Annotated in this window: 13 protein-coding genes; 3 read left to right on the top strand and 10 right to left on the bottom strand. The window is 69.6% G+C overall.

The window, feature by feature from the left end:
• Positions 1-50: 50 nt before the first annotated feature.
• Positions 51-1481 carry a pyruvate kinase gene (pyk, locus tag AB0M67_RS16660; protein WP_365746106.1) on the top strand — a complete coding sequence of 477 codons (1431 nt, stop codon included), beginning with the start codon at positions 51-53 and terminating at the stop codon, positions 1479-1481.
• A gap of 83 nt (positions 1482-1564) precedes the next feature.
• Here the strand turns inward: pyk and AB0M67_RS16655 are convergent, their stop codons facing one another.
• The 4 genes from AB0M67_RS16655 to AB0M67_RS16640 all read right to left on the bottom strand — a co-directional run bounded on the left by AB0M67_RS16655 (position 1565) and on the right by AB0M67_RS16640 (position 5885).
• Positions 1565-2923, bottom strand: coding sequence for a hypothetical protein (locus AB0M67_RS16655; protein ID WP_365746105.1), 1359 nt, complete (start codon positions 2921-2923; stop codon positions 1565-1567).
• The gene (locus AB0M67_RS16650) at positions 2913-3458 is read right to left on the bottom strand and encodes a DUF6114 domain-containing protein (protein WP_365746104.1); all 546 of its coding nucleotides are present in this window, start codon (positions 3456-3458) and stop codon (positions 2913-2915) included. The genes AB0M67_RS16655 and AB0M67_RS16650 overlap by 11 nt, the downstream gene beginning before the upstream one ends.
• 189 nt (positions 3459-3647) lie before the next feature.
• On the bottom strand, positions 3648-4283 hold the full coding sequence (locus AB0M67_RS16645; RefSeq protein WP_365746103.1) for a DUF6230 family protein: 636 nt from the start codon (positions 4281-4283) through the stop codon (positions 3648-3650).
• 618 nt (positions 4284-4901) lie between these two features.
• Entirely contained in the window at positions 4902-5885 is a 984-nt protein-coding gene (locus AB0M67_RS16640; protein WP_365746102.1) for a tetratricopeptide repeat protein, read from the bottom strand.
• A 183-nt stretch (positions 5886-6068) separates the two neighbouring features.
• On the opposite strand from AB0M67_RS16640, the gene AB0M67_RS16635 reads away from it, so the two are divergent.
• Entirely contained in the window at positions 6069-6674 is a 606-nt protein-coding gene (locus AB0M67_RS16635; protein ID WP_365746101.1) for a TetR/AcrR family transcriptional regulator, read from the top strand.
• A gap of 28 nt (positions 6675-6702) precedes the next feature.
• Here the strand turns inward: AB0M67_RS16635 and AB0M67_RS16630 are convergent, their stop codons facing one another.
• The 6 genes from AB0M67_RS16630 to AB0M67_RS16605 all read right to left on the bottom strand — a co-directional run bounded on the left by AB0M67_RS16630 (position 6703) and on the right by AB0M67_RS16605 (position 11842).
• Positions 6703-7563 (bottom strand): ABC transporter permease, encoded by an 861-nt coding sequence (locus AB0M67_RS16630; RefSeq protein WP_365746100.1) that lies wholly within the window; start codon positions 7561-7563, stop codon positions 6703-6705.
• Positions 7523-8518 (bottom strand): ATP-binding cassette domain-containing protein, encoded by a 996-nt coding sequence (locus tag AB0M67_RS16625; RefSeq protein ID WP_365746099.1) that lies wholly within the window; start codon positions 8516-8518, stop codon positions 7523-7525. The genes AB0M67_RS16630 and AB0M67_RS16625 overlap by 41 nt, the downstream gene beginning before the upstream one ends.
• Positions 8515-9006, bottom strand: a complete 492-nt coding sequence (locus AB0M67_RS16620; protein WP_365746098.1) for a MarR family transcriptional regulator — start codon at positions 9004-9006, stop codon at positions 8515-8517. Before AB0M67_RS16620 ends, AB0M67_RS16625 begins: the two co-directional genes overlap by 4 nt.
• A gap of 126 nt (positions 9007-9132) precedes the next feature.
• A complete protein-coding gene (locus tag AB0M67_RS16615; RefSeq protein WP_365746096.1) occupies positions 9133-10827 on the bottom strand; it encodes a methylmalonyl-CoA mutase family protein in 1695 nt (564 codons plus the stop codon).
• A gap of 127 nt (positions 10828-10954) precedes the next feature.
• On the bottom strand, positions 10955-11281 hold the full coding sequence (locus tag AB0M67_RS16610; protein WP_365746095.1) for a DUF3817 domain-containing protein: 327 nt from the start codon (positions 11279-11281) through the stop codon (positions 10955-10957).
• Positions 11282-11329: 48 nt separating this feature from the next.
• Positions 11330-11842 carry a MarR family transcriptional regulator gene (locus AB0M67_RS16605; protein WP_365746094.1) on the bottom strand — a complete coding sequence of 171 codons (513 nt, stop codon included), beginning with the start codon at positions 11840-11842 and terminating at the stop codon, positions 11330-11332.
• Between the two features lie 166 nt (positions 11843-12008).
• Here AB0M67_RS16605 and AB0M67_RS16600 point away from each other — a divergent pair, with 166 nt between their 5' ends.
• Positions 12009-13109, top strand: coding sequence for a glycoside hydrolase family 6 protein (locus AB0M67_RS16600; protein ID WP_365746093.1), 1101 nt, complete (start codon positions 12009-12011; stop codon positions 13107-13109).
• The last annotated feature ends 89 nt before the right edge of the window (positions 13110-13198 follow it).

Raw genomic sequence — 13198 nt, 5'->3', positions numbered from 1 at the left:
TCCACCAGACGGAATATTCCGCATCGAAACAAACCGATAGGATCCGCCTCATGCGCCGTTCCAAAATCGTCTGCACACTGGGCCCCGCCGTCGACTCGTACGAGCAGCTGAAGTCGCTCATCGAGGCCGGTATGAATGTGGCCCGACTCAACATGAGCCACGGAAGCCACCCGGAGCACCAGGAGCGGTACAACCGCGTGCGGAAGGCGGCCGAGGACACCGGCCGCGCCGTGGGTGTCCTCGTCGACCTCCAGGGCCCCAAGATCCGTCTGGAGACCTTCGCCGAGGGCCCCGTCGAGCTGGTGCGCGGTGACGAGTTCACCATCACCACCGAGGATGTCGCCGGCGACAAGTCCATCTGCGGTACCACCTACAAGGGTCTGCCCGGGGATGTCTCCAAGGGCGACCAGATCCTGATCAACGACGGCAACGTCGAGCTGCGAGTGGTCGAGGTCGACGGCCCGCAGGTCAAGTCCATCGTCATCGAGGGCGGGGTGATCTCCGACCACAAGGGCATCAACCTGCCGGGCGCGGCGGTCAATGTCCCCGCCCTGTCCGAGAAGGACATCGAGGACCTGCGCTTCGGTCTGCGGATGGGCTGCGACATGATCGCGCTCTCGTTCGTCCGTGACGCGCACGACGTGCTGGACGTCCACAAGATCATGGACGAGGAGGGCCGCCGGGTCCCCATCATCGCCAAGGTCGAGAAGCCGCAGGCGGTCGCCAACATGGAGGCCGTGGTCGCGGCCTTCGACAGCGTCATGGTGGCGCGCGGTGACCTGGCCGTCGAGTACCCGCTCGAAAAGGTCCCGATGGTGCAGAAGCGGCTGATCGAGCTGTGCCGCCGCAACGCCAAGCCGGTGATCGTGGCGACCCAGATGATGGAGTCGATGATCACCAACTCCCGCCCCACCCGCGCCGAGGCGTCCGATGTCGCGAACGCGATCCTGGACGGCGCGGACGCGGTCATGCTCTCCGCCGAGTCCTCGGTGGGCGCGTACCCGGTCGAGACGGTCAAGACGATGTCGAAGATCGTGGTCGCGGCCGAGGAGGAACTGCTCTCCAAGGGCCTCCAGCCGCTGGTCCCGGGCAAGAAGCCGCGTACGCAGGGCGGTTCGGTGGCCCGCGCCGCCTGTGAGATCGCGGACTTCCTGGGCGGCAAGGCGCTGGTCGCCTTCACCCAGTCCGGCGACACGGTCCGCCGTCTCTCCCGCTACCGCGCGGCCCAGCCGATCCTGGCCTTCACGACGGACGAGTCGACCCGTAACCAGCTCACCCTGAGCTGGGGCGTGGAGTCCTTCATCGTGCCCTGGGTGAGCAGCACGGACGCGATGGTCGACCTGGTGGACGAGGAGCTGCTGAAGCTCCAGCGCTACAACGAGGGCGACGCCATGATCATCACCGCCGGCTCCCCTCCCGGCGTCCCCGGCACCACGAACATGGTCCGCGTCCACCACCTGGGCGGCGGCGACCGCGACTGACGCGTACACCCGACGCTGACGAGCTTGTACGGCTGTGGGCCGCGCCCTTGAGGGGGCGCGGCCCACAGTCGCTCCGTCGTACGTCAGTTCGTGAGGTAGTTCTGGAGGCCGGGGACCGTCAGCGTGCCGCCGAACTGGCCCGCCTGGGTTACCTCGACGTCGGTGAAGAAGGCGAACGGGATGTTCAGCGGGGGCGGGGTCTCCGGGCTGAAGGTGATCGGGATGAGGCCGAAGAGGTTGCCCTTGAGCCGTTCCGTGTACATCGTCACCTCACCGTCGCGGATCGTGGACGTGGAGCCCTCCCGCGCCTTCACATGGCCCGTCCTGCCCTCGGGGTAGACGACGGTCTGGTGCAGGTCCTTGATGTCCAGCGAGGTGGAGGTGAACTTCAGCGCCTTTTTGATTTTGCCGCTGCCCGTCTTCACCTCGACGATCCCCTTGTAGTCCAGACCACGCAGGGTCAGCAGTGAACTGTGCAGCGTCCACGGGTGGTCGGGCAGGAGCGGGATGCCCTGCTCCTGCTCGGCCGCGGCCAGGGCCTCGGGGTCGGCCGTCGGGCAGGGGAAGGGCTCCTTGCCGTCCGCGCCCGCGGGGATGTCGTCGTCCTTACGGGCGTCGAGTCCCTTCGCGTCCTCGTCCAGCTCCTCGACCTCGGCGCCGACCTGGTCCGCCGCGTCCTTGATGGCGTCCTTGGCTCTGTCGACGGCCTTGTCGGCCGGCTTGTCGCTCGTCCCCTCGCCATCGGCGGAACCGTCCGGGCTGTCCGTTCTGGAACTCTCCGGCTCGGACGTCGGCTTCGCGGACGGTTCCGCGTCCGGCTTCCGGGTGGCGGAAGCGCTCGGCGCGGGGCTGCTCGTGCTGTCCTTGTCCGGTACGCCGAGGAGGTCTCCCAGCGCGTCTCCCAGCCCCAGCGGGTCCAGCGGGTTCCTGGTCCTCGTGGGGGCCGGGGTCGACTCCGGTCCGGACGGCTCGTCGGCGGGCCGCTGGGAGTCCGAAGCCTCGGAGTCCGACGTTCCGGAGTCAGACGTTCCGGAGTCCGAGGAACCTGAATCCTCTTCCTCCGGCGCCGAACTCCCGCTCGCCGTCGGCTCCGGCGACCCCGGCTCGGACGGTGACTCGCCCGGCTCCGGCGACCCCGACTCCGACGCGGACGGCGTGGGACCCGGCGACTCCGACGCCGAGGCGGACGGCTCGTCCGAGCGGGTCACGCACGGCCCGGGGGCGAAGGGGATGTCCTTGTTGTCGTCGGCCAGCGCGAGCCGGGGCGTGAGCCCCATGCCCACGAAGACGGCCGTCGGCATCGCCGCCAGCGCCATCGCCTTGCCGGCGGGTATCTGAAGCTTGGTCAGGAGCGACTTCTTGGGGGCCGCGTGCCGCGGCCCTTTTCTCACCCGGGAATCATCGCCTCCGGCCGCGACTCGCTGCGTGCTGTCACCCCGCACTGTTCCTCCCGCCGTTGGCATGGGCAGTCGTATCCGTCACGTTCGGGTCCTCCCCGTCGCGCGGACCGGGGAAGAAAGGGTCACCGTCGCCGTCGGACTCCGGTGCCCCGTGGGGGGTGTCGAGCTCGGCGGCCGGCCTGACCCACTTGTCGGGTGCCCAGGAGATCGAGAGCGCGCCGCCGAGCATGGCGAGCAGGAAGCCCAGCAGGAAGCCGCCGATGTTGGAGACCGGGATCGATACCAGCGCCAGCAGAATGGCGGCGACACCGGCGAAGACCCGGACGGCGCTCTGGAACCACATCGTCAGACCCAGGGTCACCAGCAGTACGCCGATGATCAGCGAACCCGCGCCGGCCGTGGTGGACATGGCCAGGGTCAGATTGCCGAAATGGAGCTGGGCGTAAGGGAAATAGGCGATCGGCAGCCCGCCGAGAAGAGTGAACACGCCCGCCCAGAACGGCCGGGCGCCTCGCCAGACGCGGAACCGAAGCCGCCAGTAGGTGAATCCGCGGGAACCTGTGGACTCGGCGCTCATGAAAAACAGCTCCCTGGAAAACGGTATGCGGTATTGCGATCAAAGACAGGGGGCCGAGCGGGCCGAACAGTCCGGGGACCGCCCGACCCACTCGTCAGCGGTGCCTGAGACGTGACGTCGAAGACACGCCCTAGTGCCATGACCGGCGATGTCTGCCGCGCGACCGGGCAGAGCTCGCCGGGAGGCGCACTAGAAGCACTCGTATTTCTCGGGGTTACCGATCTTGAGCCTCAGATTGAGGTCAGGAAGCTTGAACGTGCCCGCGGTGGTCGCCCACGCCGTCTGCCTCACGTCCCTCAGAATGGCCTCATCGGCCTGCTGGGCGAAGCCGTTCGGGTCCGCCTTCGTCCCCGGCTGGATGCCGGGGGTCTTGGTGGAGCCGGCCGCCACACCGATGTCGATGTTCTTGAACTCCGCGTCGGCGTCGAGCGATTCGACATCGAGGTAGAGGTTCTCCGCCTTGATGTCCGTGCCCTTGTTGCCGGCCTTCAGCACCAGCGTCACATGGCCGCCCCAGGGCAGCGGGGTGACCACGGACTGGCACATGTTCGTGATGTCGGCGTTCTTGAAGCCGGACACGGCCACCGGGTGCACGGCCTTGTTGCCCTTGGAGTCGACGCCCTCGGCAACGCCGCCGTACTGCACGAAGTTGTAGCCGACCAGCTTCTCGGCCCGCACCTTGAAACTCTGCCCCGACACGCTGAACGACGCGGCCAGCGCCCCCTGTGCGAGCGCGACACCTATCGCCGCCGTCGCGGCCACACTCGGCACCATGACGACGGCGAACCGCCGCCATCTGGTCCCGCCTCGAACTTGGGACTCCATGAATGTCCTCCTTCTCGGACGTACATCTCCGGATCGGGTGGGAGCCCGTCCTGGGATGGGAGAAGTGCTACGTCCTCGGGAAGGAGAGCGCCCGTGCCCGAGGCGCCAACCGCGTCCGGAACCACCGGCGATCACCCCCGAGCGACAACCACTGGCCACGCCTTCGCGCAACCTCTGGACAGGCCCTGCCGGGTAGGCAGGAACCCCCCTGTCCGGGCCGGCGGACGCTGCCGCCGGTCCGCTCGGTGGGGACCCAGGACCGACGGCGCGGCTGGCTGCCGTGCTGGTGCGGAATTGGACCGAGCGTCGCCGATCGTGGTGCATTCGCGCCCGGGACACAAGGGGGTTCGTTACTGGCTAGTAACGGCCCGATAACCAGCGGGCGACCCGGCGGTGTCGGGCGGCCACACAGGGTGCGACCCAACGGTGCGACAGAAGCGGCGATTGTCCCGCATAGCGGGACAGGGCAAGGGGGGCGATTTACTGCGAGTAACAGCAGCCGCTTTTACCAAGTTTTGGTAAAGCGCGACCGCTGTCGACGCCGTGTCGCCAAATCCGCGAGCACACCGCGGAGTCGGCGACCAGAAAACCGGCGAATACCTCAACTACCTCAACGCATCAGAAAAGAACCCGCGCCAGAGCCGAACGCGCCGCCGTCACCCTGGAGTCGTCCCCGCCGATCACCTCGAACAGTTCCAGCAGCCGCACCCGCGCCGCCTCCCGGTCGTCCCCGGCCGTCCGGCGCACGGCCTCGACCAGCCGGCCGAAGGCGTCCTCCACATGTCCGCCGACCAGATCGAGGTCGGCCGCCGCGATCTGCGCCTGGACATCGCCCGGCTTCTCCGCCGCGTCCTTGCGTACCCGCGCCTGGTCCATGTCCTGTACGCGCGCGAGCAGTTCGGCCTGGGCGAGGCCGAGCCTGGCCTCCGAGTTGCCGGGGTCGTCGGCCAGTACGTCGCGGTACGCCCGCGAGGCGCCGGCGAAGTCATTGGCGTCCAGCGCGCGTACGGCCGCTTCCAGCAGGGCGTCGTACGGTCCCTCCGGTTCGGCGGCCTCCTGCTCGGCGCCGTCCGCCGCGTCCGGCTCCGCGCCGGGGTCGACCGCGATACCGGTCAGCCCGAAGCGCTCCTCGCCGACCTGGATCAACTGGTCCAGGGTCCCCCGGATCTGGGCCTCGGGGGCCGCGCCCTGGAAGAGCGGCAGCGCCTGTCCCGCCACCACCGCGAAGACCGCGGGGATGCCCTGGATCCCGAACTGCTGCATCAGCATCTGATTGGCGTCGACATCGATCTTGGCGAGGACGAACCGGCCGCCGTACTCGCGCGCCAGCCGCTCAAGCACCGGGCTGAGCTGCTTGCACGGCTCGCACCACTCGGCCCAGAAGTCGATGACGACCGGGACCTCGGTGGACCGCTGGAGGACATCGCGCTCGAAGCCCGCCTCATCGACGTCGATCACCAGACTGGAGGGGGGTACGGCAGCGGTGCCGCCCTGACGGGCCGCCTCCGCGCGGGCCTGCTCCGCCTTCGCCTTGGCCTCACCGGCCGCCTTCACAGCGGCGAGGTCGACGACGCCGCTCATGGACATGTTCCTAGGCTGCATGAGTACATCCTCCCCCCTCCGCGCGCACTTCTGAAAAGCGGTAGGCACACCGCCGCGTGACGGGCGTACCGGCCTCCGCTTTCGCTACGCCCCGTAGCGTAACGGCCGGGCGGTATGACGGGGAAGATCCATCCGGTGAACTGGCTCACAACACCTGGGCTACTGGCCGGTATGGTCGCCGTCATGTGCAGTCGAAGAGGCCGCCCCCGCAGCGCCGAGGCCGACTCCGCCATCCTGGAGGCGACCCGGGCCGCGCTGGGTGAGCTGGGCTGGTCCAAGCTGACGATGGGCGATGTGGCGACCCGGGCGGGCGTCGCCAAGACCACGCTCTACCGGCGGTGGCCGGCCAAGAGCGAGCTCGTCGTGGACGCGGTCGCGGTCCTCTTCGACGAGCTGGAGCTGCCGGACCGGGGCAGCCTGGCGGCCGATGTCGAGGGCGTGGTGGTCCAGTTCGCGGCGCTGCTGGAACGGCCCGAGACCAAGACGGCCCTCATGGCGGTGATCGCGGAGTCCACCCGGGACGAGGCGCTGCGGGCCCGGATCCGCGCCTCGATCGTCGACCGCCAGAAGCGGCTGGTGCTGCTGGGCCGCGAACGCGCCCAGACCCGCGGTGAACTCCCCCGCGAGCAGGACAGCGTGAAGGCGGCCCGTACGGCGGATCTGATCTTCGATGTGATCGCCGGCGCGGTGGTCCATCGCACCCTGGTCAGCGCGGTGCCGGTCGACGAGGAGTGGGCGCGTACGTTCACGACCCTGCTGCTCGGCGGTCTGGCCGCCGTACAGGACTGACTCCGGTTCACAGGGGTCGTGGGTGGCGTCATCGCGCCAGCCGTCCCAGCAGCGACGAGGCCGCCGCGATGCCCACGGCCGCCGCCACCAGCAGTACGCCGAAGTCGAGCAGCAGATGGGACGGCGTACCGAGCAACAGCCCGCGCAACGCGTCGACCTGGTAGCTCAGCGGGTTCAGCTTGCTCAGCACCTGGAGCCAGCCGGGCATGATCGCCACCGGATAGAGGGCGTTCGAGGCGAAGAAGAGCGGCATGGTGATGGCCTGGCCGATACCCATCAGCCGGTCACGTGTCAGCACGATCCCGGCGATCGTCATCGACAGACAGGAGAAGAACGCCGAGCCGAGGACCACCACGACGGCCACCCCGAGCAGCCGCAGCGGGTTCCAGGTCAGACCGACGCCCAGGGCCGTGGCGATGACGATCACCACCACCGCCTGGATCAGCGCCTTCACCCCGGAGGCGAACGCCTTGCCGCTGATGAGCGCGGCTCTGGGGGTCGGCGTGACCAGCAGTTTGGTCAGAATGCCGGCGTCCCGCTCCCAGATGATCATGATGCCGTAGAAGATCGCGATAAACATCGCGGACTGGGCGATGATGCCGGGCGCGAGAAAGTCGATATACGGAATGCCGCCGGTGGGGATGGCCTTGATCCGGGTGAAGGTCTCACCGAAGATCAGCAGCCAGAGCGCGGGCTGAACGGCCCGGGTGTACAGCTCGGTCCGGTCGTGGCGCAGCTTCTGCAGCTCGACCACACACATCGCGATGACCCTGGCGGGCAGCACGCGCCAGCCGGTCCGGGCCCGGGGTGGGACGAGCAGCAGGTCCAGCCGGCCGGGGCCGGTCTCCTCAGCCGACGCGGGACGCGGTGCGGCGGGTGCTCCTGACATCTCGGAAGTCGCCTCCCTCCTCGTCGAGACCGCTGCCTGCCACGTCTCTGAAGACGTCCTCCAGCGTCGGCAGGGCGTCCTGGGCGTCCTTCTCGCCCGAAGCGCCGGAAGCGCCGGAAGCGCCCGCAGCGCCCCGCGCGGCCGGCGCACCGGACACGCCCGACGCCGCCCGGCGCTCGCGCAGCTCGGCCCTCAGCTCACCGGGGGTCCCGAGCGCGTGAATCCGCCCGTGATGCATCAGTGCGACGCGGTCGCAGTACTGATCGGCCTCGTCCATGTAGTGGGTGGTCACCAGCACGGTCATGCCCGTGGCCTGCCGTACGGCGTTGATGTGCTCCCAGACGCTGGTACGGGCGATCGGGTCGAGGCCGATCGTCGGCTCGTCGAGCATGAGCAGTCTCGGCGCGCTGACCAGCGCCTGGGCGAGTTCGAGCCGGCGGATCATGCCGCCGGAGTATGTCTTGGCCATCCGGTCGGCCGCACCGGTCAGATCGACGGCCGCCAGCGCCTGCGCGACCCGTTCCGACCGCTCGCGGCGCGGGACGTCGAAGACGCGGGCGAAGAGCGTCACGTTCTCGCGGCCCGTCAGCGCGGCGTCGGCGGACAGTTGCTGGGGCACGTAGCCCAGCAGGCGGCGTACCGCCATCTTCTCCTTCGCCGCGTCGTGCCCGAACACCCGCACCATGCCCGCCGGGACGGGCAGCAGGGTGGTGATGCAGCGGATCGCGGTGGTCTTGCCCGCGCCGTTCGGACCGAGCAGCCCGAAGACCTCGCCCGCGAGGACCGAGAGGTCGAGGTCCTGGACGGCTCTGGTCTCGCCGAACGCGTAGTCCAGTCCGCGGCAGCTGACGGCGTCGGGCCCGGCGGGCTCCACCCGGCCGGCTGTCGGAGGACCGGCGCCCCCGGGCTCCGCGCCGTCGCGCCCGGCGTCGCCGGTGAACGGTGTGTCGGTCATGTTCCCTCCACTCTCCGTCCCCCCACTCCCGCTGTCGCCGCTCCCCCCTCCTCACGCAGGTTCGCGGCGAGTCTGCGCAGCGCCGGAAGGGCCGCCGCCAGCGCCTCGCGGTCCTCGTCCGACAGCTGCTCCACCTGCTCGCGCATGAGCGCGCGCCGGCGGACGTCCCATTCGCTCAGCCGCGCCTCGACCGCCGGGGTGGGCAGCAGCCGTGCGGAACGCCGGTCGTCCGGGTCGGTCTCACGGAGGAGATAGCCGGCCCGGCTGAGCTGATTGACCAGGGTGGAGACCGAGTTGCCGGCGAGGTACAGCTCCTTGGCGGCGTCGGACACCCGGATCCCCGGACGCGCCGAGACCAGCCGCAACAGCTCGATCTGCGCGCCGCGCAGCGGCGGTACGGGAAAGCCCTCACGCAGCCGCCGCCGCATCATCCGCTGGACGCCCGCGAGGACGACGGCGAGCGAGTCGGGGAACTCCTCCGTGGCCATTCCCCCATTTTAGCTCTCACTCAGAGGTATTCGCGAGCAGAGAGCAGGAGGGGGCGGAGGGAAACGGCGGACGGCCGCCCCCTCGACCTCGACCAGGGACGGCCGCCCGCACCGCGTGCAGCTCCTCTAGAAGCCGGGCGGCTCCGTGTACGTCCCCCACTCCTCGCGCAGCACGCCGCAGATCTCGCCGAGCGACGCCTCGGCCCGTACCGCCTCCAGCATCGGGGCGATCATGTTCGAGCCGTCGCGGGCCGCGCTCAGCATGGCCTCCAGGGCCGTACGGACCCGGGCGTCGTCCCGAGCGCCCTTGCGCTCGGCCAGGACCTGCACCTGGTCGCGCTCGACCTCATGGCTGACCCGCAGGATCTCCAGATCGCCGGTGACCGAGCCATGGTGGACATTGACGCCGACGACCCGCTTGTCGCCCTTCTCCAGCGACCGCTGGTACCGGAACGCGGACTCGGCGATCTCGCCGGTGAACCAGCCGTCCTCGATGCCCCGCAGGATGCCGGAGGTGACGGGGCCGATCGGGTGCTGTCCGTCCGGGTGGGCCCGCAGACCGCGCTCCTTGATCTGTTCGAAGATCTTCTCGGCGTCGGCCTCGATCCGGTCCGTCAGCTGCTCGATGAACCAGGAGCCACCGAGCGGGTCGGCCACATTGGCCACACCCGTCTCCTCCATCAGCACCTGCTGGGTACGGAGCGCGATCTCGGCGGCCTGCTCGCTCGGCAGGGCGAGGGTCTCGTCCAGCGCGTTGGTGTGCAGGGAGTTCGTACCGCCGAGGACGGCCGCCAGCGCCTCCACCGCCGTCCGTACGACGTTGTTGTACGGCTGCTGCGCGGTGAGCGAGACACCCGCCGTCTGGGTGTGGAAGCGCAGCCACTGCGCCTTGTCGGTCCGCGCGCCGTACACCTCCTTCATCCAGCGCGCCCAGATCCGGCGGGCCGCGCGGAACTTGGCGATCTCCTCGAAGAAGTCGAGATGGGCGTCGAAGAAGAAGGAGAGACCTGGCGCGAAGGTGTCCACGTCCAGCCCTCGGCTCAGCCCCAGCTCCACATAGCCGAAGCCGTCCGCGAGGGTGTACGCGAGCTCCTGCGCGGCCGTCGCCCCGGCCTCGCGGATGTGGTAGCCGGAGACGGAGAGCGGCTTGTACGCGGGGATGGAGGTGGCGCAGTGCTCCATCAGATCGCCGATCAGACGCAGATGCGGCTCGGGCTGGAAGAGCCACTCCTTCTGCGCGATGTACTCCTTGAAGATGTCGGTCTGGAGCGTGCCGTTGAGTATGGCCGGATCGACGCCCTGGCGCTCCGCCGCGACCAGATACATGCAGAAGACCGGGACGGCGGGGCCGCTGATGGTCATCGAGGTGGTGACCTCACCGAGCGGGATTCCGCCGAAGAGGATCTCCATGTCGGCGGCGGAGTCGATGGCGACCCCGCAGTGGCCGACCTCGCCGAGCGAGCGCGGGTCGTCGGAGTCGCGGCCCATGAGCGTCGGCATGTCGAAGGCGACGGAGAGCCCGCCTCCGCCGTTGGCCAGGATCGTCTTGTAGCGCTCATTGGTCTGCTGGGCGTTGCCGAATCCGGCGAACTGGCGGATCGTCCACGTCCGGCCGCGATAGCCGGTGGGGTGCAGCCCCCGGGTGAAGGGGTACTCCCCCGGCCAGCCGATCCGCTCGAAGCCCTCATAGGTGTCGCCGGGCCTGGGCCCGTAGACCGGCTCCACCGGGTCACCGGAGAGCGTGCTGAAGTCCGCGTCGCGCTTGCGGGCCTTGTCGTACCGGGCCTGCCAGCGCAGGCGGCCCTCCTCCATGGCGTCCATGGATTCAAATTTACTAGGACGTCCAAGTAAATGTCGATGCCAAACCGCCCACACCTCGTGCGGGCGGGGCTCCCGAGGGGCGGAAGCGGGGCGCCGCGGCGGACTCGGGCGGGACCCGGCGGACCCGTCAGGCCTCGGCGGTGGCGGGCTCGCGGTCCGTGACCAGCGGCCGGACCTCGCGGGTGATCCTCGGCTCGACGAAGAACGACGCGACCGGGATGCAGCCCGCCGCCAGCACCCAGAGGAGCTTGCCGAAGGGCCACTTCGCCTTGGAGCCCAGATCGAAGGCGAAGACGACGTACACGATGAACAGCACACCGTGGATCTGGGAGATCAGCATCGTGTCGCCGGTGTCGAATCCGTACTTCAGGATGATCGCCACGGTGAAGACCAGCAGCCATACGGCGGTGACGTACGCCATCACCCGGTAGCGGGACAGCACGCTCTGTTTCATGGCCCCGAGCGTATCCCGGGCCCTTTCGGCGCCGACGGGCCCCCCGGCTCAGCCCGCGTCGTCGAAGTCCCTGGCCGCCACCCGCAGCGGGCGGAGCATCGCGAAGATCTCCGCGTACTCCTCGGCGTCGTACGCCCCGAGCCCGAAGTCCATCTCCACCAGATCGCGGGTGGCCGCCTCCACCACCTCGCGGCCCTTGTCGGTGATGGACGCGAGCGTGCCGCGGCCGTCGTTCGGATTGGGCCGCTTGTCGACCAGACCGGATCTCACCAGCCGGTCGACGGTGTTGGTGACCGACGTCGGGTGGACCATCAGCCGCTCGCCGATCTTGGACATCGGCAGCTCGCCCGCCTTGGAGAAGGTGAGCAGCACCAGCGCCTCGTACCGGGCGAACGTCAGCCCGTACGGCTTGACCACCGCGTCCACGCCGGCCAGCAGGATCTGCTGCGCGCGCATGATCGAGGTGATCGCCGCCATGGCCGGCATGGGTCCCCAGCGCTGCTGCCAGAGTTCGTCGGCGCGGGCGATGGGGTCGAAGGCAAGGCTGAGCGGTTTCGGCACGGCTCCGACCCTACCGAGAGGTCACTTCACGGAGGGCCCTGTCTCGAACTTCGGTCCGTTCGGTCGGCCCGGCCGCCCCGGGAGGTGTCGCGCCTCACCACCGATGCAGTGTTATGTAACGATATGCCGGTCTTGTCACTGCCCAGTCATCTTCCGAGGGGGCTGGATGTCCAGCCGGGGACCACACCGCCCGCACGCGACGCGCCGCCGCCCGTGCTCGCTCACCTCCGCCGCCCTCGCGGCGGTGCTCGCGCTGGCGGCCACCGGCTGCTCGCCCGAGACCCGCAAGGACTCCGTCGAGCGGACCGAGCGGGCCGGGCGGACCGGGCCCTCCGCGCTCCGGGGCGAAGTCGCCCCCACCACGTCCTCGCCCTTCTGGATCGACCCGCAGAGCGATGCGGCCCGCCAGGTCAGGGCCTGGGAGAGGCAGGGGCGTACGGACGACGCGAAGGCCCTGCGGCGGATCTCCGAACGCGCGGTGGCCGAATGGCCGGCCGGCGACAACCCCGAGCCCGGGATCGACCGGGTCGTACGCGGCGCGAAGGACACCGGGAGCACGGCCGTCCTCGTCGCGTACAACATCCCCCACCGCGACTGCGGGCTCTACTCCGCGGGCGGTGCCCATGACGCCCAGTACTACCGCGACTGGATCGGCGCCTTCGCCGAGGCCATCGGCGACGCCGAGGCCATCGTGATCCTGGAGCCGGACGCCATCCCGCATCTGACGGACGGCTGCACCCCGGCGGAGCATCATGACGAGCGGTACGAGCTGCTCGCCCACGCCATCGACAGGCTCAAGCGGCAGCCGCGTACCAGGGTCTATCTGGACGCCGGCAATCCGGACTGGATCTCCGACCCCACCAGGCTCACCGAGCCGCTTCGGCGGGCCGGGATCGCCTCGGCCGACGGCTTCTCGCTCAATGTCTCCAACTTCCAGACGAACGACGTGGTCAAGGCGTACGGCACCCGGCTCTCCGGGCTGCTCGGCGATGTCCACTTCACCGTCGACACCAGCAGGAACGGCGCGGGCCCGCTGCGGGGCAACCGGGACGAGGCCTGGTGCAACCCGCCGGGCCGGGCGCTCGGCTCACCGCCCACCACCAACACCGGCAACGAGCTGCTGGACGCCTATCTCTGGATCAAGCGCCCCGGCGACTCGGACGGCCCCTGCCGGGGCGGCCCGGCCGCCGGGACGTGGTGGCCCGACTACGCGCTGGGCCTCGCCCTCAGGACGAAGGACCCGAACGAGGCGAAGGACAGGACCTAGGTCCTGTCCGGTCGATCTTCGCGGGCCCGCGACGCCTGGCACCGCACCTCGCCGCGTTGTCGGAGTCGGCCAAGTACGTCCAGTACGAG

This window comes from Streptomyces sp. NPDC051662, assembly GCF_040681655.1.
GTDB lineage: Bacteria > Actinomycetota > Actinomycetes > Streptomycetales > Streptomycetaceae > Streptomyces.
Note: the sequence above shows the minus strand (reverse complement) of the source record. Positions and strands in the feature narration are given on the sequence as shown.